Genomic DNA, 20,224 nt, shown 5'->3' on the forward strand with positions numbered 1-20,224 from the left:
ACCGATGAACGAGACCCAAGTTCAAGAGAACGAAAAGCCGCAGTTCTATCTGACGGAAGAGCAACATCCGGAACACAGCACTATGCTGGGCTTCTGGCTCTACCTGATGAGCGACTGCCTCATCTTCGCCGTTCTGTTTGCCACGCACGGCGTCGTCGGCCGCAACTACGCGGCCGGGCCGTCACCAGCCGACCTGTTCGACCTCAGCCTCGTCGCCTTCAACACGGCGATGCTGCTTCTGTCGTCGATCACCTATGGCTTTGCCATGCTCCAGATGGAGCGCAACGCCAAGATGGAGACGCTGTTCTGGCTCGGCGTTACCGGCGTGTTCGGCGCGACCTTCCTCGCGGTCGAACTCTACGAGTTCTATCACCTCATTCATGAGGGCGCCGGTCCGACACGCTCGGCCTTCCTGTCGTCTTTCTTCACGCTGGTCGGCACGCACGGCCTGCACGTCACCTTCGGCACCATCTGGCTGATCACGCTGATGGTGCAGGTCAGCAAACATGGGCTGATCCCGGATAATCGGCGCCGCCTGATGTGCCTATCGATGTTCTGGCACTTCCTCGACGTCGTCTGGATCGGCGTCTTCTCCTTCGTCTATTTGCTCGGAGTTCTCGGATGAGCGCACATTCCGACCACGAAAGCGCGTTCGAACCTCACCACGCGCACAGTCATCACGGCGATGCTGCCGGCCACGGTTCGTTCAAGAGCTATATGACGGGCTTCATCCTGTCAGTGATCCTGACGGCAATTCCATTCTGGCTGGTCATGGGCGGCGTGCTCGACAACAAGCTTCTGACGGCCGTCATCGTCATGGGCATTGGCGTCGTCCAGATCGTCGTGCACGTCATCTACTTCCTGCACATGAACGCCCGCTCCGAAGGTGGCTGGACACTGATGGCGCTGATCTTCACGATCGTCATCGTCGGCATCGCGCTTGCAGGATCGCTTTGGGTCATGCATCACCTCAACACCAACATGATGCCGATGACCCACGAGATGATGAAGAACATGCCCTGAGCGCCGGGCAGGCCATGCGGAAACGACGATGATCGCCGATCATGAGGTGAAGGGAAGGGACCGCGCAACCTCGCACGCCCGTCTGAGGCTGACGGGCGCCCTGTTGCTTCTCACTGTCGTGTTCGCTCTGCTTGGCAGCTGGCAGGTCCAACGGCTTTTCTGGAAGCTCGATCTCATCGCTCGGGTAGAGGCGCGCGTCCATGCACAGCCGATGCCGGCACCTGCCAGAGCGGAGTGGAACGAGATAAGCCGCGAGAAGGACGAGTACCGCCGCGTCACCGCGACGGGCGCTTTCAGCCACGAAAAATCGGTGCTTGTCCAGGCGGTAACGGAGCGCGGCGCCGGCTTCTGGGTGTTGACGCCCATGCTGCGCGAGGATGGTTCGGCGGTCCTCGTCAATCGCGGCTTCGTTCCCTCCGATCGCCGCGATGTCGGCGACCGTGCCGGGGGCGAGCTTGCCGGAAATGTGACGGTCACGGGCCTGTTGCGCATTAGCGAACCGGGTGGCGCCTTCCTGCGATCCAATGATCCGGCGCGCGATCGCTGGTTTTCCCGCGATGTCGCCGCGATCGCCGCGGCAAAGGGCTTGCAAGATATGGCACCCTATTTCATCGACGCAGACGCCACGCCTAATCCCGGCGGGCTGCCGATCGGCGGCCTTACGATCGTTCGTTTTCGCAACAGCCATATGGTCTATGCGTTGACGTGGTTCGCACTCGCGACGATGAGTGCCGCAGGTGCGTATCTCGTCTATCGCAAGCGGATCAAGGCGGGCTGAGAGTGCTGGTAAGTTCGGTTGAGGCAGGAAATCGATGATGCCGCTTATCGACGACATCGCCGACAGCATTCCCGTTCAACGAAACAGGGCGCTCGACCCGTGTTCCGAGGAGCGCCCTGCTCGAACCCGGAGTGCCGTCATTGAATGCCAATAGCATCGCTGATGACAAGCTCTCGAAACGGGTGATGGCCCTTAGATGGAGCGGGCGGCTGCAATTTCAAGGGGTCAGCGCGGAGCCGGGTTTGGGCATTCATGCGTCCGCTGACTGACGGGGCGGAGCGCGGACGTTCGCTGTCGGGTTTGTCCGACTATCCCTGAATCACAAACCCCCAGCTCTCGCCAGGGGGTGTGAGCGGCCCTCCTGGGAGGGCTACCTCTGATGCTCTGCAGATGACTTGGCGCAGATTATTTGGCGCCGATAGCCTGGAGACCGGCCGTTGCGCAGTTGGCGTCGATATCGCCCGACGGCGCGCCGCCGACGCCGATGCCGCCCACCAGGGCCTTGCCGAACTTGATCGGCACGCCGCCGGCCTGGATCACCATGCGTGTATCCATGTCGCGAAGACCTTCGTTCGCCGGCTTGGAGGCGATGAACTCGCCGAGGCCAGCCGTGTCGCGGCCCATGGCAGCGGAGGTAAAGGCCTTGCCCTGCGCGCTGTTACCGGTATGCGGACCGGAATTGTCGGCCTTCAGCAGCACCTTGGTTGCGCCATCGCGGCCAACCACGGCAACGCTGACATTGTGGCCTTCCGCGGCGCAGGCCTTCACTGCGGCTTCGGCAGCCTTGACGGCCATGTCGAGCGGCAGGTAGGCCGCGGTCGGCAGTTCCTGCGCCGTGGCGGCGACGGGAGCGAGAAGCGCGGCGGCGAGCACGATATTGCGGATCATCATGGATTCCTTTCCTGTTGATTTGGAAAGGTTATCCCCCCTCGGCCATCGCGGATATTCGTAGGCCTTGCGCGTCTATCCGTAGTTCTACGGAGTTTTCGTCCCATCGAGCCAGATGCGGGTCAGCTCCGCCTGCGACGTGCTGCCGAGCTTGGCACCGATCGCCGCTCGGTGGCTTTCGACCGTGCGCGGTGAAAGACCAAGACCTTCGGCGATCTGCCGGGTGGTGAATCCCGCAGCGATACGGTCGAGAACTTCGCGCTCACGCTGGGTGAGCGCCGCCAACAATGCGAGCGTTTCCGCTTTCTCGGCATGCGCACGCATCGAGCGCTCCAGCAGCTCGTGGCCCTTGTGAATTGCGTCGATCAAGTCCTGCTCGTCCACGGGCTTCGAGAGAAAATCGATCGCGCCATTGCGAAAGGCGCGTCGGCAGGCTTCGATATCGCCGTGCCCGGAGATAACGATCGTCGGCCAGTCTATCCCATGGTCCGCCAATTTTTCCTGCAGCTTCAGGCCGGAGATGGCGGGCATGCGGATATCGAGCACCAGGCAGCCGGGGTCGAGGCGAGACACCTGCGCCAGAAAGGCTTGCGGATCGGAAAAGCCAGTGACCTTGATGCCGACGGTCGACAGCAACAGGCTGAGCGCACGACGCACCGCGTCGTCGTCGTCAACGAGATAGACGGGGAGGGTCATCGCATCGGCTCCTCGGTTCGGTGGGGGCGGGGCAGCGTTACCCTGAAGATGGCGCCGTGCTCGCTCTCAACCAGCGCGATCTCGCCGCCGGCGCGTTCCACCAGTCGCTGGCTCAGCGCCAGACCGAGTCCGGTGCCACCGGCCCGGGTCGTCACGAACGGCGTGAACAGCTGCGGCCGAAGTGTTCCCGGGACTCCGGGGCCATTGTCGGCGACCTCGAAGACCACCGAGGTGTCGGTCTCGCTCAAGGTAACGATTACCCGCGCTGCGTCGCCCGCCTGTGTGGTCAATGCCTCAAGCGCGTTACGGACGAGATTGAATGCGACCTGCTCGATCTCGACAGGGTCGGCAACGACCGAAACCGGCGTTCCCGGAACCTGAAAATCGAGTTGAATTCCGCGCGATCTCGCATCCGGTTGAAGCAGCGCTTCAACATTTGCGAGCGCCTGACGGAGGTCGAAAGCAGCAACCGGCGCTGCATGGGGTTGCGACCAGTTGCGGAACCTTTCCAGTATGGCGGATGCCCGGCGCGCCTGGCTCACCGTATCCTCAAGCACTGGAGCAAGTGCGGCATCCTGCCGTTGACCGAGCAGCCGGCGCCCCGCCTGCGCCTGCGCCAGGATCGCGGTCAGCGGCTGGGTCAATTCATGCGCCATGCCGCTCGCCATTTCTCCGAGCGCGTTGACACGTGAGGCGTGTGCCAGGCGCGATTCCAGGGCGCTGAGCGTCGCCAGCCGTTCGGCGGCGCGCGTACGTGCGCGCTGGCGCAGCGCCGCCAAACCCGCGAGATAGGCGAGACTGACCCCAACAAGTGTCAGGCCGGTCTGCACCGGCGGGAACATGTCCGCGAGACCTATTTCCCTGCCCGTTTCCAACAGCAACGGCTGCGATGAACTGCTCAGCGCCCTTGAGAACCGGATTGCCTCCGGCAGGTCGGTCGGCTGGAGCAGGCGATGTCCGTCGGGCAGTGACAGGCGCACCGCCACACCCGGGCGAGACCAGAACGGCCCGCCGTCGCCGATCAATTTTGCGGCATCTATACCGAGCATCAAACCATAGCGCGCCTCGTCGGTGTTCGGGCTGCGCTTGATCATGATGTAGTGGTCGGGGCGTTGCGGATGGGGCAGGAGAGCGATGCGTCCGTCCGATGCTCGTGCAGCCGCACGCACAAGCTCTGCCGCTCCTGCGTCGAGTGGGGCGGTTCCGACCGTCTCCGCATTGGGATCCAGCGGAACGAGCTGAACCTCGTCGATCCGCGGATAGAAGCGCGCGATCGTGCGCGAGACTTCCAGAAAAAGGTCGTGCCTCCGCCCCTCGGAGGCGACAGCCACGGCCGACAGCGCCGTCAGGTGCGCATCGTGCTGATCGACACGCTGTGAAGCCAGGCTGTGGAGGAGCGTGCTCTCTTCCTCAAGCTCGGCCACCAGCACCTGCCGTTCCCAGCCCGCAAGCATGCCTCCACCGACAAGCAGAAGGAGACACCAAAGGACGACCAGAGTAAGGGGGCGTTCGAAGATCGAACGATTGCCGTGCATCATCGGTTCAGCAGTCTTGTCGTTATGCCTTCAGCAAGGGGCGATGGTGGTCGCAGGCGAGCTGCGATCGGTACGCGCCTGGATCATCTCGCCGCTGACATGCACTCTGTCAATCCGTCGAACAGCAAGCGCCGTCACGAGCCGCCAGGCGCAAAACTGCTGGTAAGCCTTCGCAGTAGGGTACGGGGGCAATTCGGACCCCAGAGCGCGGGAATGATTGGCGGGCCGCGCTCTGGGATCACTAGCGTCAAAGGTGCGGTTAACGCTCAACTAGTAATGGCGGCGACGTTCAGATTCGACAATGCCGTTAGGACCTTTGCCGGAGCACACCGGACTTAAGTCGGAGTTTTCCTGTCACCAAGGCTCTGGGAACCAATTGCGACCGGGGCGATTGGACACTGACCTGGATCGAACATGGTCAGAGAGCCGAGAGCGTTTCGGAGGATATGATGGATTGGGATCGCGTCGAAGGTAACTGGAAACAGGTGAAGGGCAAAGTCAAGGAACAATGGGGCCGTCTCACGGATGACGACCTGGATGAAATCGCCGGGGTGCGCGATCAACTCGAAGGCAAAATCCAGGAGCGCTATGGGATCGAGAAGGATCGCGTGCGCCGGGAAATTGATGATTGGTATTCGCGACAGACGTGGACCTGGTAGTCTCGAGACCACGCGTAAACTGTCTCAGCTATCATTAGGGGCGCAGGTCGCCGGCGGCCAACTCGCATGACGATGCGGCCGGCCCCGCCAGCGTCCACGTCCCCGACCTTCATGATCGAACCGTCACGATCCAGCCGACGTGGCATGAAAGACCGCCAGTTGGGCGGCAAAGGCGCGCTTGTATGCGGGCCGCGCTTCGCCGCGAGCCACATAGGCGGAAAGGGTCGGAAATTCGTCCAGCAGGGCCGAACCCTTCAATCTGAGCAGCACCGAAACCATCAGCAGATCACCGGCGCTGAATTCCCCGTCGAGCCAATCGCGATCACCAAGCCGGTTGGAAAGCTCGCCCAGACGCTTGCGGATGCGCTCCTCGACGGCCGACAATCGCTGCTCATACCAGCTCTGGCCGCGTTCGAGCAGCTTGGTAACCTCGCGATCGAGGATCGGTGGTTCCATCGTGTTGAGTGCGGCAAACATCCATGTGATTGCGCGCGCCCTGGCATTGGCATCGTCTGGCAGCAGGCCCTCGTGGTGCTCTGCAATGTGGAACACGATCGCGCCGGATTCGAACAGGGTAAGTTCGCCGTCCTCATAGGTCGGAATCTGCCCAAAGGGGTGAAGCGCAAGATGCGCCGGTTCCTTCATCGCCTTGAATGAGAGCAGGCGAACCTCGTAGGGCTGGCCAACTTCTTCGAGTGCCCAGCGAACGCGCATGTCGCGCGCCAAACCTCTGCCGCGGTCGGGCGACCGTTCAAAGGCGGTAATCGTGATAGGCATCGTGATCCTCCCTGGCTTGTCCGTCTGGAAGACGACTGGCGCAACAAGGTTCCGACACTCCGTGCGAAAATCACTCTCACAACGACGCGTCTGTTACTACTCCCAATCCGGAAGCGAGGAAGTCCTTGCCGTTGCTGGTTCACGCCACCAGACAGGAGGCTCACTTTTCGCAGAGCCGCCGCCCGCCATAATAGGGCTGGTAGGTGCAGTCCGACGGCCGGAACGAACGATAGCTGCGCGAGCAGGCCGTGATATTGCAGGACTGTGGCGTGGCCTGGTCGCCGACAAGCGCGCCTGCCGCCGGCGCCGCCATCGCTTCCCTCATGAAATCTCGCCAAATATGCGCCGGCAAGGCGCCGCCCGTAACCCCTTTCATCGGTGCGTCGTCGTCATTGCCAACCCATACGCCGGCAACGAGCGGCTCGGTGAAGCCGATGAACCAGGCGTCGCGATTGTTTTGGCTGGTGCCGGTCTTGCCGGCCGCAAACGTGCCGGGATCGGCTCCACGTCCAGTTCCGCGCTCGACCACCAACTGCAGAAGGCCCAGAAGATCCGGCTGATAGGCGGAAAGATCTGTGGCCGGCGCGGCTGGCGCGCCAACCCGAAACGCCTTCGGCTGTCCCGCCGCCTGAAAATCGATGATACCCCAGGGCTTGACGGGTGCCTTACCGAGATGGACGGACGCATAGGCACTCGTCAGGTCAAGCAAGCTGACCTCCGATGTGCCGAGTGCCAGGGACGGTGTGTTGGCAAGCGGTGTGTTGATTCCGAGTTCGCGCGCAGCGGCGATCACATTGTCGAGCCCGACCTCCTGGGCAAGCGCCACCGCCGGTGCATTCAGCGACCGGGCGAAGGCTTCGGCAAGTGTCACCCAGCCGCGATAGCGCCCACCGGAATTGTCCGGCGACCAGCCATTGATGTCGATCGGTGCGTCCAGGATCTGGTCAAACAAGGTGAACCCAGCCTTCAGGGCAGCATAGTAGACGAACAGCTTGAAGGTGGAGCCCGGCTGCCTCATCGCGGTTACCGCGCGATTGAACTGGCTCTGCTTGTAGTCGCGACCGCCGACCATGGCGACGACCGCGCCGTCAGGCGTCATCGCAACCAACGCGGCCTGGGATGCCCCAACAGCTTTTCCTTCCGTGTCCAAGGCGTTTGCCAGGACCCTTTCGGCGATCCGTTGCAGTTGTGGGGACAGTGTCGTGCGCACCGTGGTCGAACCCGGCGATGCGCCGGCGATTTCGCTCGCCTGCGGCGAGATCCAGTCCGCGAACCAGCTTCCCGAGCGTGGCGTCGGCGTCGTCGGGTGGATCGTCGCGAAACTCGCCTTGAGTTGTGCAGCTTCGGGCGCGGTGATCTTGCCATTGGCCACCATCGTGTCGAGGACGACTGAGGTGCGTTGCCGGGCGCCTTCGAAATTGTCGATCGGGTTCCATTGGCTCGGCGCCCGCAGCAACCCCGCCAGCATCGCCGATTCCGCCAGGTCGAGAGCGCCAATATCCTTGTTGAAATAGATCCGCGCGGCTGCAGGCATGCCGGTTGCGCCGGCGCCGAGATAGGCGCTGTTGAGGTAGCGCGTCAGAATTTCCTGCTTGCCGAGCTTCCACTCCAGCCAAAGCGCGATTACGAACTCCTGTATTTTCCGTTTTATCGTTCGGTCGCTGTCGAGATATTGCAGCTTGATGAGCTGCTGGGTGATGGTGCTGCCGCCCTCTACCACCGAACCCGCTTCGAAATTCCGCACGAGCGCCCGTCCGATCCCTCTGAGATCGATGCCGAAATGATCCATGAACCGGCGGTCTTCAATTGACAGGACCGCATCGATCAGCTGTGGGGGGAATTCACCGTACTGAGCATAAGGTCCTTGATAGGGCCCCTGTCTCACCAGTGGTCCTCCGTCCGCCGTTTCCAGCACCACGATAGGCTTCAAGTTACCGTCCCTGATCTCACTCCAGGGAACATCCTTCAATGCCCAGACGAGCACGCTTCCCGGAAGCAGAAGACAGGCAAGGAGGGCCACGCCCATGGCAACCTTCCACCGACTTGACCTGGCGAAGGTGGCGCCGCGATCTTCGGATCGCCTTTCACGCAGGGCGCGAACCCGGCTCCCGATCTTGGCCAAGGCAGTCATGAACCACCCACGGGAACCATCGATCGTTGATGCGGCCGCGTCTCCATCCGAAGGCCTGAATTTCATTCTCAAATGTGAAGCCGCATGCTTGGCCTTTGCACCGGCCAAGGTCGAAGTCGCCTGCAAATCATGGCCGAGCGCATGGAGAAGATGTTGGACCGCCAGACTGCTTTGGCTGAACAATCTGCGGGGCGGCGGCGTTGCAGTGGATTGGCTGACCCCGTCTGACGGGCCTGAAGCCGAAATCTGCGGTTCGCGATGCGGGGCGGTCAATTCGGGGCCTTCCGGGCGATCGATCCCCGCACTTGGGTTATTGATATTCTGGGGGGAGGTTTCGGGAGGGCGTGGCATCGGTTACCGCTAATAGAATTTTTCAGAATCTAGCGCGACCTTGTGGCCTGACAATGTTCACGATGCGTTGTGAAATAGGCCGGCATGCCGGCGATTGCGACGGCTGAGATTACCGTGCACGCCCAATCGCGCTGCCCCACGGCGTACCCGCGGGAGGCGCCTATCGTTTGGGTACGGCTAACGGCAGTCGCGCGCCGTCAGCGCTTAGGACTGGTCTCGGAACAGGACCGCTTAGCGCCGGCAGCATCCAGGATGCCGCCGCGGCGACAATGGGATCGAAATAGGCGCCGCCGATCCAGCCGGCCAGAACGCGTACCATCGTCGCGACACAGATAAGGGCGAAGGCGCACGCCATCGTCCGGCTGAGCAAGAGCATACCTCCGTCCCGCGCCATGGCGGCTCGCATCATGACGGCCGCCATCATTGTTCCCATTGCCCCCATGGTCGCCGAATGCAGCGCGGCCGCAACTGGAAGCTGGTCCGGAAATATGATTGCGAGCCCGGTGAGCAGGAGGGCTGCCGGCGTCCAGGCAAAAGCCAGATGTAGAATGAACAGCGCCGGGTAGCGAGGGACCCTGAGGCATGGCCAGCCGCTCATCTGCAGCACCAGCGCCAAGCCGGACAGCACGAGGGCAATGCCCTCCGCATTCGCTTGCTTGGCAGCACTGAACCCGGCCGCGGAAATTATGCCGCCGATCGCCAGGTAGGAAAGTTTGGGCTGGTTGCGAATGCGATCTCCGATATTGAATCGAGCGATCCAGGAATGCGTGAAAGCGGGCACGGCGCGGCCGCCGATCAGGATGATCAAAACGAGGAAAACCCGCGGCACTGAGTCTGCGGCAAGATAGCTCGCCTCTCCGTCAAGCCACAGCAGGCTGAGCAAGCCGATTAGCACAATGGCAAAGGGTGCCCAGATGCGGCGTCCCGTTCTGCTCGACGCAATCCCGTGAGCGAGAACTGCCGCGACAAATACGAAGTAGGCGGATGCGCCGATCGCGATAACGACGGCCGGCAGGTGCTGAGACAAGGCCGTCGTTAGGCGGGCCACGCACCACAGAACGATCGCGAACATGGTGACGCCGGGGGAGACCGGGCCCTTCTTCGTCCAGGCCGGCAGGGCGGTCAACAGGTAACCGCCTGCCGCCGCCCCAGCCATGCCGAAGAGCAGCTCTTGGCGATGCCAGGCAACTTCGTCCGGCTGAACGCCCTCCGGCAGAAGCCAGACCGCAGGTGCGACAAGCGCCCATAGGCCTGCCAGAAAAAACAGGGACCGGTGCGGAGCCTGCCAGATCGCTGTCCACGCCTTTGGCGCCGTGATCATCAAACCGTCTGGGGCCCGGCCTCGAAGCGGGGAAACAGCACGGCATTTTCGAGATGCATATGGGTAACGAGGTCGTCGGTGAGCTTGCGCAAGCCGGTATAGAGCGCCGTCCACGAACCACAGGCGCCTTCCGGCAACGAAAGACCGTGGGTGACATGCTCGATCGTTCGCAGATGCTCCACTTCGTCATCATGCTCGCGACGCATCTGTGCGATCGGATAGGAAATCGTCGTGCTATCGCCACGCTGCATCATCGGGAACAGGACGAGTTCTTCCTTCATCATGTGGCTTTCGAGCTCGTCCCGGAGCGCTTCCAGTGCCTGAGAAAGCCCGACCGGCGCCGACGGATGGCCGCCGTGCACTCGTTCCACTTTCTGGGCGAGCGGGATCAACCATGCAAGCTCTGCGCGGTGCGTCTGGTGGTATCTGTGGAGGAGATGAGCAATAAGGTCGGCGGTCTCCTCCGGTGCATCTCGATTTGCCGCCCGCTCAAGCGTTTCCAGCTCTGAAAGCAGCGCCGAAGGGGCAAGACCGGCCTTGAGTGCGGCTTCCGAAAACAACATCTTGCCGCCGCAACAAAAGCTGATGCCGTAACGGCGGAACAGTTCCGCGGCCCCCGGCAATTCGGCAGCGATCGTTGCGACTGTGCTTTCGAGGTTGAGAATGGTCATCATCGGTTCCTTGTTGGACGTTTGCTGACGAATTCGAGCGACGCTTGGTCGAACCGGATGCATCGAAACCGTCTGGGATTGCAGGCAACGTGTATCGGCCCCTTCCGGCAGCGACAGCTGCCGGGTCGCCGTGCGGCGCAGAGATCGCCCCTGATTAGGCGAGGGAGGGATCTTCGTCTTTGTGCCTGCGCAAACAGTCAGGATCAGGTGTGCATCTCGGCGCTGATGAGGAGCAGGTCGACGTCGCGCCGTTGCGGCCACGCTGGCGATGCTTAACGCAGAGTAAATGTCACGCTCGCGTCACGCGACAAGAAGACGAGGTCGCGGTAAGTTGCTGGGTCATTTCAAACCCTGCAATGCCGCTTATAGCGCCTTTGGTTCCTTTGGTATGGCAAGCGCCGGCGCGGCATCCCGTACGGAGTGGAATATCATGCGCCGCTATCTGTTCAATATCTATGCAGCAGGCGTCGTCAGCCACGACGAAGTTGGCCGGAAATACCCGTCAGACGGACCCGCAGTTGCCTATGGTCAAAGACTTGTCGATGAATTGGCCAAGGACGACGACTATCACGACGCCGTCATCGATGTGATCACGGCGTCGGGGCGCCTGGTTGCGCGACTGATATCGAGGGAAACGCCGTTGATACATCATGTGAGGCAAGCGACACGACAGGCTTCGCTGCACTGAACCCTTGTTGATCTCGGCAATCTCGGGACGCTCATGCCGGATTGATCCGGTGGGCGGTAAGGGTTAAGCAGCCCGTTCGCGGCCTGAGTTATGATCGAACAACGTCCGCGCCGCCGCCGCCAGCAGATCCGTCTGCGAAATCAGTCCCAGCACATGATGGTCCTCATCGACTATGATGACCGCGTGAATTGCTCCGCTGGTCAGCGCAGGGAGCAAACTCATCGCCCGGTCGTCTTGGCGCGCAACGACAGGTGTCGCAACGTTGCTGCCGACGGTGGCGCCGGGCTCGGTCAGCTCCCTCAGGCCGACCGTGCCGACAAGCCTCTCATTCCCATCCATCACCGGGATCGTCCGGATATTGTGTTTGAGAAGCAACGAGCGTGCAGCCTCGCTGCTGTCGTCCTGATGGACGCAGATGACGTCGCGCGACATGATATCCCGGCACAGAATGTGCGGTGTCGCCCGAATTGCCGCCTGCAATTCCACTTGGCGCAGCACCCGATCAAGGTCCTCCCGGCTGATGTCAAATGTTTCGTCCAAAGCCTCGAGCGCGGCATCGACGTCTGCGCCGGTAAAGCCGACCCGGCGGCTGGCGGGCGGGTCAATCGTCGCGTGCGTGTTTGCCGGCGGGGCGACGACATGCGGGTAGTTTCGCCTCGCCAGCTTGTGAAACAGGATCCCGAGGGCGACCAGGAGACACGAATTGAGCGCGACGGGCACCAACGGGAACAGGAGGCCCCAATTCGCCACCACGGGTCCGCCAAGCACCGCTGTCAATGCGGCAGCGCCGCCGGGCGGATGCAGGCAGCGGGTGAAGGACATCACCGCAATCGCGACCGCCACGGCGATACCGGTTGCAATCAGCGGATCCGGCACGAACATCGTCGACAGGACACCGACGAAGGCAGAGATCGTGTTGCCGCCGACAATCGACCACGGCTGGGCAAGCGGGCTGGCGGGAACCGCAAACAGCAGAACCGCGGATGCGCCCATCGGCGCGACGATCAACGGGAGACTGGCGCCGCCGCCGAAGATGCTGCCGCTGATCATGCCTGTCAGAAGGATACCAACCAGCGCCCCGAGACACGCAATCAAGCGTTCCCTCAACGTCGCACCCGCCAGGATCGGCGCAAAGAAGCGGCGGCCCGGCGGTTGCTGGGATGCGGGGCTGGGCGAGTTGGTCATGCAGTCACCTGTGATTGGCCGTGCGTAGGTTCTATTTTTTAGTGGACGCCCGCGTCGTCGAGCAATTCGCGGCGCAGGATTTCGATCGCAGGGGAGCAGGCCCCCTTGCGATAGACGAGTAGCGTCTGAATTTCTCGCAACGAATGGGTTTGAGCTTCGCCGGGCCAGTCCATGAGCTCGAATACGGACCGTGGTACTACACCGATCGCGTCACCTGCCGCAACGCTCGCCAGCATCGCGTGGTAGGAGGAAACCTCCTTCGTTGCGATCGTCGCGGAGGGACGCGCCCACTGTTCCGCAATACGGCGGTACGTGCATCCCGGTTCTAACGCGGCCAGCCAATTGACGCGCACGTCGAGGGCGGTCTTGATTGGCGGATGAGATCCGGGCAAGACGATCAATACGTCCTCGCGATAGATCGGATCGCCGTCGAGCTCATCGAGCAGATCAGGTCGCGAGATGGCGATGTCGCCTGGCAAACGCGCGATCAGGGCACAGTCGATTTCTTCAGCGAGCACGGCGCGGGTCAGTTCCTCCGTCGACCCCATCGTGAGCCTCAGCGCCAAATTCGGGTGCGCCCGGGTGATCAACTGCAGAACCGGCGGCAAGCGGCTGGCGGCGGTACTCTCCATGCTGCCCAGCCGCAAGACGTCTGGCATCGAGGTCGGTTTGAGCGCGTTGCGCGCTTCGTCACAAAGCGCGACCAATCGGGAGGCATAGGAACGAAAAAGTCGCCCCTCGCGCGTCAGCGTCATCTTCTTGCCGTCGCGATTGAACAGGCTGACGCCCAGCTCCTCCTCCAGTGCCCGAATACGATTGGTCACGTTGGATGGCGCGCGGCCGATATCCGTGGCGGCGCGGGTTACGCTGGTGCGTTCGGCCACCAGTAGGAAAATCTCGAGGGTCGTGAAGTCCATTTTATCTGCGAAGGGAATGAAGCCGCTTTATTGTTCTCGAACGGGAAACGATAATCAAGGTGACCTCGTGAAACTGCGTTCGAAACATTCCTGGAAACGGAGAAAGGCAATCGATCGTGAGCATGCCTGAAGAGGACGATATTCCGCCGCGCTTTTCGTCGCCGCCGTGCCTGATGCATGAGGTAGATCCGGCCTATATGGGCCTCGATCTTCCAGGGATCATCTCGACGGCCGAATGGCGCGAGCAGGAGCGAAGAAGGCTGATACCCGCACGGCAGGGCATTCCCACGAGAGAACGGTCTGCAAGCACGGACGCCATTATCAGTGCGCTCGACAAGCTTCTGCCCGACGTTCGTGGCGAAACGGTTTCTCTGTATTGGCCGTTCCGCGGCGAGCCGGATCTACGCGGCTGGATGAACACGCTCATTGCGCGAGGGGCAGAGTGCGCGCTTCCAGTGGTGCTCGCCAAGGCGACACCCCTCGGCTTTCGATCCTGGCGCGCCGGGGAGGAACTCGAGAGAGGCGTCTGGGGGATCCCAATTCCGGCAAAGGGCCGGGATGTTCAACCGACCATCGTCATCGCACCGGTCGTCGGTTTCGATGAGGGCGGCTATCGCCTGGGCTATGGCGGCGGCTATTACGACCGCACGCTTGCCGTGTTGCAACCGAAGCCATTCGTGATCGGTGTTGGGTTCGAGCAGCAAAGGATGGAAAGCATAAGACCGCAATGGCACGACATCGCTATGGATGCGATCGTGACCGAAGAGCGAACACCTTCACCACCCCTTGGCTAACGGTTCAATGGTGGGAATTCGCGAACTGCAGATAGAAGCCGAGCGACAGGACGGCTATGGCAAGAGCAACCGTCCGTGAGGCGAGCCGTGCCGCGAGCCACGAAAGCCCTATGCCAGTAACGACCGCCATCACAGCCAAAGACGGTCCCTGATGACTGAAAGCCAGTCCCAAGGCAGTCAATCCGGCTGACATTGCAAGCGTCACCCGCACCGCATCGCCGTGCGACTGCGGGCCACTGTCATTCCGCACGAAACTGAGTTCCGTCAGACTGAAAGCCATCGAAACACTCAGCAGCAGCGACAGCAACAACCCACTCCACATCATCCGACAATCCCTTGGTTGGATGTTTCAGATGGTGTGAAGCAAGAGTTGGGCCATCTGGAACGGTGCCGTATTTTCCGCGTACGGGACGCCCGATCTGCGGGAAAAACCAGCGGGCAATAGGCAGTTGCTCGTTCCTTGTGCAAAATCACGTGATGGCGAAAGCCTGGGCAAGATCTGCCTTCAAGTCACGTTCGCTCTCGGGGCCCACGGACATGCGAAGCAACGATCGCCGATGCCCGCGGCCCGACGTGCGTCGGCGCCTATCGATGCGTGGGGCATCGTCCGTGAAAGTCAGGCGATAAGCAGATAAGCGCAAGTTGGAGGACCGGCCAGAATGCATCGCCGCTGATTGGCAATTGGCAACCGGTCCACGCGAGCTGGTGATCCAGCGCTGAAAGGCGCTCTATTCCGGCTATTGAGGTGATGTTTTCGTGATTTGGTTGTAGGCTTGGTGGTAGCTTCCAGAGGCAACCGGGAGGGTGTCATGAGTGACCATGTCTACAAGAAGGTAGAACTTGTCGGCAGTTCGAAGTCTTCCGTCACGGAGGCGATCAAAACGGCGATCGCGCGGGCTTCGAAAACCATGAGAAATCTCGAATGGTTCGAGGTCGATCAGATTCGGGGCCACATCAAGGATGGCGAAGTGGAGCACTACCAGGTGGTCATGAAGGTCGGGTTCCGGATTGACGACTGACGCGCGGCGGGTTGATCTCCGGCGCTTTCGTCACACCATCGACCCTAGGAAGTGAATAGTTTATGGGCGCTTGCGTGAAGCGAGATCGTTGACGGCGTCCCTGATCATCGGGCGCGCGGCGACGAAACAGCAGGCTTTCGCAGCAGAAGCTGCGCGGCGGATGGATGATGACGGCTGAACGACGATATGGCGAAGCGCCGCCGATTGCCGGCGCCGGCTGGTATGGCCGGCAGATCGATCGCGAGCGTCATCAGAACACCTCGTTCGTCGATCTCGATCTGACCGAGGCCCAGACCGTTGGCATCGTCTTCCACGAATGCACCTTCCGGCGCGCGCGTTTCAATGCCTCGTCGCATCAGGCAGGTGCCTTCGTGAATTGCACCTTCGTGTCCTGCAAATTCTTCAACAGCCGTTTCAGTGAATGCAAGTTCGTCGGCAGCATGTTCGACGTTTGCGACTTCGACCAGATGCAGGTCGCTGGCGGCGATTGGTCCTTCGTCGGCTTGCCCGGCGCCGCTCTCGGCCGTGCGTCTTTCAAGGAAACTCGCTTGCGGGAAGCAGACCTTACCGGCGCCTCCTGCAAGGGCGGTTCGCTAAGAGACGTCGACCTCTCCGGCGCCTGGCTGCACGGCGTAGATTTCACGGCCTGTGACCTCAGGGGCAGCGACCTCAGTGCAATCGAGCCGGAAAACGTCCACCTCAAGGACGCGATCATCACGATCGACCAGACCATCACCATCGCCGAGGCGCTGGGCCTCGACGTCCGGCGGAAATGAACCCTCCCCACAGGCGGATACATCGACCGGCTTCTGGGACGACCGAGAAAAATCAGCCGATCGCAACGCACGAGGCCTCCGTCTGGATACCAAGCGACCTACGTCCACCGAGGTCCGCGCGCCATCCCGGAGATCAGATCACTCCGCGGTAAGTCCGTCAAAAATCTCAAGCATGGCATCGCTGATGGCTTGGCCGAGCGCAGCCGCCGTTTCGGCCAGCATCTCATCATTCATGTCGCGAGCCGCCATCGCAAAGGCCGCGCCCTCGGTCGTGACGATTTCCTGGGCACGCTGGATGGCCCAGAGCGCGAAGTCGCTGCGGCCGCTGATCTCCACGGTTTCCATGATTTCTCCTGATTGGTTCGAGCGTGTCGCTTATAGCCGATTTAACGGAAGCCGCACGCTGAGAATGAATTTGAAAACCCCTGCCTGCATCCCGATGCCGAGTCATTTCGTCGACCGCCGAGTGTTCGTGGACGCACGGTCGCCCAGCCGACCGACATGTTGCTCCAAGCCCGGGCTGTACCCTGCTTTCCGCCTAGCCCAAATTGAGTAGTTCGCCACCCGTTTGATTCGTTGCCTTTGATGGCTGCCGCTGTCACGTTGATAGTGCGTGAGTAGCCACCGGATGGGCCGTATCCCCGTAATGCTCGCCGGATTCATTGCCGGTCACTCATGGCATTGCTTGTAGGAATATTTCGAGCCTGTCGTGAACTACGGGACGGAGGAGGAGCCGCCCCGTCTTCACGCCGCTACGCGCTGCTCGCGGACAAAGCTAACGTGCATTGCCGGGCCGCGAGGATTACCTTCCAATCGCCTGTGGGTACACGACACCCCGATCGCTACCGTCAGAGAAGGCACCCCCGACGGCGAGATAGGCGGTTATCGCTAATGCTGAAAAAGCATGATGCCGACCGGCAGCCCGGTTGATGCCCTTTGTTCTGGCCAACGCTCCCTGTCGTACATCATCCGATCCTTTCGTGGCGCTTCACCACCGGGCGATGGCGCCCGGCGAAAATGAGAACGCCGAAAGACTGGGAGGTTCCAACCCTGCTTGCACCCGAACGTACACCTGGATCTCGTCCATAGCGCCACGCCGCTTGTCAAACGCTGCATGCCAAGAATGATGCGGATCGACGGGCGCCTGCGGCCGCTTCGGACAACGTTGCCGTGCGCGATCCCGGTCGATAGGCTGGTAGTCTGTGTCGAATCGGTCTCGTTTGACCAGGAGCGTTTCAGGGCCTGTTCATGCACCGCGGGAATGCACCGGCAATTGCTGTTGGCGAGCCGGATATCCCGTTTTGGAGCATTTTTCTTGGAAGGCCCGCGCACTACATAAATTTGTAGATACTATGGAAATGGAATATCCATAGACTCGCGCTAGACCGATCGACATTGGTGAATCGGGAGCGGCGCATGCGAAGAGAAGTACAGTTCAACGGGCAAAGGGACTGGCGAATCGCACGATATGTCATCGGTGGCATTGTTGGTTTCGCCGTACTCGCGCAGGTTTTGGTCTATCTGAGCCTGGTCGCTCTCGTCGATCGGCCTTATGCTGCCGCCATGGTCGGAGCCGCGTTGATCTCCCTGCTGATGGGCGTGCCGCTGATCGTGCTCGCGGCGACACAGTTTCGCCGGGCCCAGCGCCTGCGTAACCAGATTAACCACGTCGTCGCCCACGATGCCACGACGGGCTGCGTAACCGGCCGCGGGCTGGTGCAGCAGGTCAACGGCCTCGAGCGCCGCCGGCAACGCGCTGGCGAAGAGCTTCACGGCGCGCTCATCCACCTCAGAATCAACAACCTCGATGACGTCGGTGCCGCTTTCGGTCCGGCCTGGAGCGAGGAACTGCTCCAATTCGTCGCCTCCACCATCAGCACCTCGGTGCGGCGCGATGACATCGTCGCTCGAACCGGCCCGGCAAGTTTTGACGTGCTCCTGATCGGCGCGACCGAATCGGATGCCGAACAGGTTTCCATGCGCCTGACAACGGCGCTGGCTTCGGCGCACTTCTCAGCCGACGGCAGCAAGGTCGATCTGGCGCTGAGCGTCGGCGGCGCATTGTTCGACGGTAGCGTCGATCTCGAACGACTGCGCCGTGCGGCGGCATCCGAGACGGTGATCGTTGCCGGCGAAGGAACCCAAAGCGTCGATTTCGTCCGGCTGCCTTCGGCCTGATATACTTGATTCCGCCGCGTGTGCTGGGGAAGAGATCTGCTCTTCGCTCGCAGCGGCTGAGAATGCAGAAATGCGTTCGCGCTGGCGTTGCGCCATCGGCTGCGTTGCAATCGGCCGAGGCGCCTCATGACCTTGGCCATCTGCGCGTGATTTATTTTATTTCAATGGGTTAACGGTTTCTCTTGCTATTGTACGGATGTTCCATTTTTGCAACATAGCCGTGCGAAAGCTCGCGACGCTCGGGAACCACCCCAAAATTGGTGGCCGCGCTATATTACCTCTGTATTATCTATCGATGAATTTCGGCAGTTGTAACGCACGCTCGGATTAGCCAGCATGACGTACTGATTGCGAGGGGGATAATATTGAACGTCCGGAAAACTTTTAAGAGCGGGCTTTTTTCCATGCTGCTCACGTCCACCGTCTTTGCGGGTGGCGCGGCCGAAGCGATGACGTTGAAGGAAGCGCTTCAGATCGCGATGGAATCGAACCCGGAAATCGGGCAGTCGGTCGAAAACCGCGAGGCAATCGAGTTCGAGCTGCGGCAGGCGCGGGGTCTTTATCTTCCAAGCGTCGACTTCGAGGCTTCAACGGGTGTCCAGCATCTTGAAGACGAGAGCCGTCGATTGGGTTCCATCGAGAACGATCCGCTCTATCCGTCCGACGTCGGGCTGACGATTACGCAGAAGCTCTTCGATGGCGGTGGCCGTCGCGCCGAACTGGAGCGTCAGGCAGCGCGCGTTGACAGCGCCTCCTTCCGCGTCCTCGAACGCTCCGAGACGATCGGTCTGCAGATCGTCCGCGAGTATTTCGAATATATCCTCCAGCAGCAGATCGTTGCCGAAGCGCGCAAGAACGTCAGCGTCCACCAGTCGATCCTGTCGGATATCAGCTCGCTGATTTCAGGGGGCGCCCTGACCGACGCAGATCGCCAGCAGGCGAGTGAGCGCCTGTTGTCCGCGAAGGCCCGCCTTCAGGAAGCTGAAGAAGCGCTCGAAACCGTGAAGATCAGCTTCAACCGCCTGGTTGGCCAACCGCTCACGAAGCCGTCCATGCCGAAGTCGGTTGCCGGCGCCCTCCCGAAGACGCTGGAGACGGCAATCGGTATTGCCCGCGGTAACAATCCGCGCATCAAGGCCGCCGATTCCGACATCAGCGTTGCGGATTCGCAGGTCAAAGCTGCGCGCTCGAACATGCTTCCGGAAGTCTTCGCCGAGGGGCGCGTACGCACGGGCAACGATATCGACGGCTCGACCGGCAACACCTGGGACGCCCAGGCCCGCATCGTGGCGAAGTGGAACCTCTATCGCGGCGGTATCGATATCGCCAACGAGCAGGAGCAGATGCGCCGCGCCAGCGAACAGCGGCTGGTCTTCCATCAGGCGCATCGCGAGGTCGAGGAGGCCGTTCGCATTTCCTGGGAACGCCGCAGCAGCCAGTATGAAATCGCCCGCACGCTGAATGCTCAGGCTCAGATGAACGTACAGCTCGTTGAGTCCTATCGCGAACAGCTCAAGGTCGGTCAGCGTTCGTTGCTCGACGTGCTTGGCGCCCAGAACTCGCGTTTCAACGTCAGTGTGCTCGCAAAGACCGCGCAGTACGCCGCCCTGTTTGCCGAGTACCGCCTGCTCGCGGCAACCGGCCAGCTCTTGTCGACGATGCAGATCAAGGCGCCGGCCCAGGCCGAAGCCTATGCTCGCAACGAGTTCAATGTCCCGGAGACGCCGGCTACGGAGACCTATCGCCGTGTTCCGTCGCGCCAGACGAACGACTTGCCGCTCGATTTGTTGGCGCCGATTCGACAGAAATGATCGTCCTCGTCAGGGTGGACACAATC

21 protein-coding genes are annotated in these 20,224 nt (G+C 61.4%); 10 read left to right on the forward strand and 11 right to left on the reverse strand.

From position 1 onward, the window contains the following. Positions 1–4: 4 nt before the first annotated feature. Genes cyoC through BHMPCIPO_RS18495 form a run of 3 tightly spaced genes read left to right on the forward strand, consistent with a single transcriptional unit; the run spans position 5 to position 1,801 of the window. Positions 5–625 carry a cytochrome o ubiquinol oxidase subunit III gene (gene cyoC, locus BHMPCIPO_RS18485; protein ID WP_173518313.1) on the forward strand — a complete coding sequence of 207 codons (621 nt, stop codon included), beginning with the start codon at positions 5–7 and terminating at the stop codon, positions 623–625. Further along, a complete protein-coding gene (cyoD, locus tag BHMPCIPO_RS18490; protein ID WP_173518314.1) occupies positions 622–1,023 on the forward strand; it encodes a cytochrome o ubiquinol oxidase subunit IV in 402 nt (133 codons plus the stop codon). Before cyoC ends, cyoD begins: the two co-directional genes overlap by 4 nt. A 28-nt stretch (positions 1,024–1,051) precedes the next feature. After that, positions 1,052–1,801 (forward strand): SURF1 family protein, encoded by a 750-nt coding sequence (locus tag BHMPCIPO_RS18495; RefSeq protein ID WP_173518315.1) that lies wholly within the window; start codon positions 1,052–1,054, stop codon positions 1,799–1,801. 405 nt (positions 1,802–2,206) lie between these two features. On the opposite strand, the gene BHMPCIPO_RS18500 is transcribed toward BHMPCIPO_RS18495, so the two are convergent. The 3 genes from BHMPCIPO_RS18500 to BHMPCIPO_RS18510 form a co-directional block, all read right to left on the reverse strand. Beyond that, positions 2,207–2,689 carry a GlcG/HbpS family heme-binding protein gene (locus BHMPCIPO_RS18500; protein ID WP_173520091.1) on the reverse strand — a complete coding sequence of 161 codons (483 nt, stop codon included), beginning with the start codon at positions 2,687–2,689 and terminating at the stop codon, positions 2,207–2,209. Between the two features lie 87 nt (positions 2,690–2,776). Beyond that, positions 2,777–3,385, reverse strand: a complete 609-nt coding sequence (locus BHMPCIPO_RS18505; protein WP_173518316.1) for a response regulator transcription factor — start codon at positions 3,383–3,385, stop codon at positions 2,777–2,779. Then, a complete protein-coding gene (locus BHMPCIPO_RS18510; RefSeq protein WP_246304463.1) occupies positions 3,382–4,839 on the reverse strand; it encodes a sensor histidine kinase in 1,458 nt (485 codons plus the stop codon). The genes BHMPCIPO_RS18505 and BHMPCIPO_RS18510 overlap by 4 nt, the downstream gene beginning before the upstream one ends. Before the next feature lie 530 nt (positions 4,840–5,369). Between BHMPCIPO_RS18510 and BHMPCIPO_RS18515 the strand changes: the two genes are divergently transcribed. Next, a complete protein-coding gene (locus tag BHMPCIPO_RS18515) occupies positions 5,370–5,579 on the forward strand; it encodes a CsbD family protein (protein WP_173518318.1) in 210 nt (69 codons plus the stop codon). A gap of 123 nt (positions 5,580–5,702) precedes the next feature. On the opposite strand, the gene BHMPCIPO_RS18520 is transcribed toward BHMPCIPO_RS18515, so the two are convergent. The 4 genes from BHMPCIPO_RS18520 to ric form a co-directional block, all read right to left on the reverse strand. Then, complete coding sequence (locus BHMPCIPO_RS18520; protein ID WP_173518319.1) at positions 5,703–6,356, reverse strand: glutathione S-transferase family protein; 654 nt, start codon at positions 6,354–6,356, stop codon at positions 5,703–5,705. Between the two features lie 160 nt (positions 6,357–6,516). Beyond that, positions 6,517–8,838, reverse strand: a complete 2,322-nt coding sequence (locus BHMPCIPO_RS18525; RefSeq protein WP_173518320.1) for a PBP1A family penicillin-binding protein — start codon at positions 8,836–8,838, stop codon at positions 6,517–6,519. A 160-nt stretch (positions 8,839–8,998) separates the two neighbouring features. Then, entirely contained in the window at positions 8,999–10,159 is a 1,161-nt protein-coding gene (locus tag BHMPCIPO_RS18530; RefSeq protein ID WP_173518321.1) for an NnrS family protein, read from the reverse strand. Further along, positions 10,159–10,830 carry an iron-sulfur cluster repair di-iron protein gene (ric, locus tag BHMPCIPO_RS18535; protein WP_173518322.1) on the reverse strand — a complete coding sequence of 224 codons (672 nt, stop codon included), beginning with the start codon at positions 10,828–10,830 and terminating at the stop codon, positions 10,159–10,161. Before ric ends, BHMPCIPO_RS18530 begins: the two co-directional genes overlap by 1 nt. 430 nt (positions 10,831–11,260) lie before the next feature. Between ric and BHMPCIPO_RS18540 the strand changes: the two genes are divergently transcribed. Next, positions 11,261–11,518: a DUF6894 family protein gene (locus BHMPCIPO_RS18540; protein WP_173518323.1), complete on the forward strand. Its 258-nt coding sequence runs from the start codon at positions 11,261–11,263 to the stop codon at positions 11,516–11,518. A 63-nt stretch (positions 11,519–11,581) separates the two neighbouring features. Here the strand turns inward: BHMPCIPO_RS18540 and BHMPCIPO_RS18545 are convergent, their stop codons facing one another. Continuing rightward, the gene (locus BHMPCIPO_RS18545) at positions 11,582–12,703 is read right to left on the reverse strand and encodes an HPP family protein (RefSeq protein WP_173518324.1); all 1,122 of its coding nucleotides are present in this window, start codon (positions 12,701–12,703) and stop codon (positions 11,582–11,584) included. A 38-nt stretch (positions 12,704–12,741) separates the two neighbouring features. Next, positions 12,742–13,620 (reverse strand): LysR family transcriptional regulator, encoded by an 879-nt coding sequence (locus BHMPCIPO_RS18550; RefSeq protein ID WP_173518325.1) that lies wholly within the window; start codon positions 13,618–13,620, stop codon positions 12,742–12,744. Positions 13,621–13,742: 122 nt separating this feature from the next. Between BHMPCIPO_RS18550 and BHMPCIPO_RS18555 the strand changes: the two genes are divergently transcribed. Further along, positions 13,743–14,414 carry a 5-formyltetrahydrofolate cyclo-ligase gene (locus BHMPCIPO_RS18555; protein ID WP_173520092.1) on the forward strand — a complete coding sequence of 224 codons (672 nt, stop codon included), beginning with the start codon at positions 13,743–13,745 and terminating at the stop codon, positions 14,412–14,414. 4 nt (positions 14,415–14,418) lie between these two features. On the opposite strand, the gene BHMPCIPO_RS18560 is transcribed toward BHMPCIPO_RS18555, so the two are convergent. Then, positions 14,419–14,721, reverse strand: coding sequence for a hypothetical protein (locus tag BHMPCIPO_RS18560; protein WP_173518326.1), 303 nt, complete (start codon positions 14,719–14,721; stop codon positions 14,419–14,421). A gap of 502 nt (positions 14,722–15,223) precedes the next feature. On the opposite strand from BHMPCIPO_RS18560, the gene BHMPCIPO_RS18565 reads away from it, so the two are divergent. Beyond that, on the forward strand, positions 15,224–15,433 hold the full coding sequence (locus tag BHMPCIPO_RS18565; protein WP_173518327.1) for a dodecin: 210 nt from the start codon (positions 15,224–15,226) through the stop codon (positions 15,431–15,433). A gap of 167 nt (positions 15,434–15,600) precedes the next feature. Then, complete coding sequence (locus tag BHMPCIPO_RS18570) at positions 15,601–16,209, forward strand: pentapeptide repeat-containing protein (protein WP_210266603.1); 609 nt, start codon at positions 15,601–15,603, stop codon at positions 16,207–16,209. 138 nt (positions 16,210–16,347) lie between these two features. Here BHMPCIPO_RS18570 and BHMPCIPO_RS18575 read toward each other — a convergent pair whose 3' ends face one another. Beyond that, positions 16,348–16,554 (reverse strand): hypothetical protein, encoded by a 207-nt coding sequence (locus BHMPCIPO_RS18575; protein WP_173518329.1) that lies wholly within the window; start codon positions 16,552–16,554, stop codon positions 16,348–16,350. 1,071 nt (positions 16,555–17,625) lie between these two features. On the opposite strand from BHMPCIPO_RS18575, the gene BHMPCIPO_RS18580 reads away from it, so the two are divergent. Both BHMPCIPO_RS18580 and BHMPCIPO_RS18585 read left to right on the forward strand, forming a co-directional pair. Continuing rightward, the gene (locus tag BHMPCIPO_RS18580; RefSeq protein WP_173518330.1) at positions 17,626–18,387 is read left to right on the forward strand and encodes a GGDEF domain-containing protein; all 762 of its coding nucleotides are present in this window, start codon (positions 17,626–17,628) and stop codon (positions 18,385–18,387) included. Positions 18,388–18,791: 404 nt separating this feature from the next. Then, on the forward strand, positions 18,792–20,198 hold the full coding sequence (locus BHMPCIPO_RS18585; RefSeq protein ID WP_173518331.1) for a TolC family outer membrane protein: 1,407 nt from the start codon (positions 18,792–18,794) through the stop codon (positions 20,196–20,198). Positions 20,199–20,224: the final 26 nt, after the last annotated feature.

Source organism: Ensifer sesbaniae (assembly GCF_013283665.1).
In the GTDB taxonomy this organism is placed as follows: Bacteria; Pseudomonadota; Alphaproteobacteria; order Rhizobiales; family Rhizobiaceae; genus Ensifer; species Ensifer sesbaniae.